General features: G+C 46.3%; 1 protein-coding gene. It reads left to right on the forward strand.

The annotated features are described in order from the left end of the window. On the forward strand, positions 1 to 762 hold a 762-nt coding region (locus tag FCR2A7T_RS15260), incomplete at both ends, for an MBG domain-containing protein (protein ID WP_035118869.1).

The raw sequence follows: 762 nt of genomic DNA on the forward strand, positions 1-762 counted from the left end.
AGCGGAAGTCTGTCCCGGGTTTCTGGCGAAAATGTCGGTTCTTACGATATTACCCAAGGTGATTTAACATTGGGTTCCAATTACGATTTATCGTTTGTCGGTGCCGATTTAACTATCGGTCAACGTTCTGTTGAAGTAACCGCGGATGCAAAATCAAAAACGTATGGCGCTTCCGATCCGGCGTTCACCTACCAAATTACCCAAGGCAGTTTGGCGTTCAGTGATGCTTTTAGTGGAAGTCTGTCCCGGGTTTCTGGCGAAAATGTCGGTTCTTACGACATTACTCAAGGTGATTTAACATTGGGTGCGAATTACGATTTATCGTTTGTTGGTGCCGATTTAACCATTGGTCAACGTGCGATTGAAGTAACGGCGGATGCCAAATCCAAAACCTATGGCGATGCTGATCCAACTTTCACCTATCAGATTACCCAAGGCAGTTTGGCGTTCAGTGATGCTTTCAGCGGAAGTTTGTCCCGCGTTTCAGGCGAAAATGTCGGACCTTACGGTATTACGCAAGGCAGTTTAACATTGGGTGCGAATTACGATTTATCGTTTGTTGGTGCCGATTTAACCATTGGTCAACGTGCGATTGAAGTAACGGCGGATGCCAAATCCAAAACCTATGGCGATGCTGATCCAACTTTCACCTATCAGATTACCCAAGGCAGTTTAGCGTTCAGTGATGCTTTCAGCGGAAGTTTGTCCCGCGTTGCAGGAGAAAATGTCGGACCTTACGGCATTACCCAAGGCAGTTTAACA

It is taken from the genome of Flavobacterium cauense R2A-7 (assembly GCF_000498475.1).
In the GTDB taxonomy this organism is placed as follows: domain Bacteria; phylum Bacteroidota; class Bacteroidia; order Flavobacteriales; family Flavobacteriaceae; genus Flavobacterium; species Flavobacterium cauense.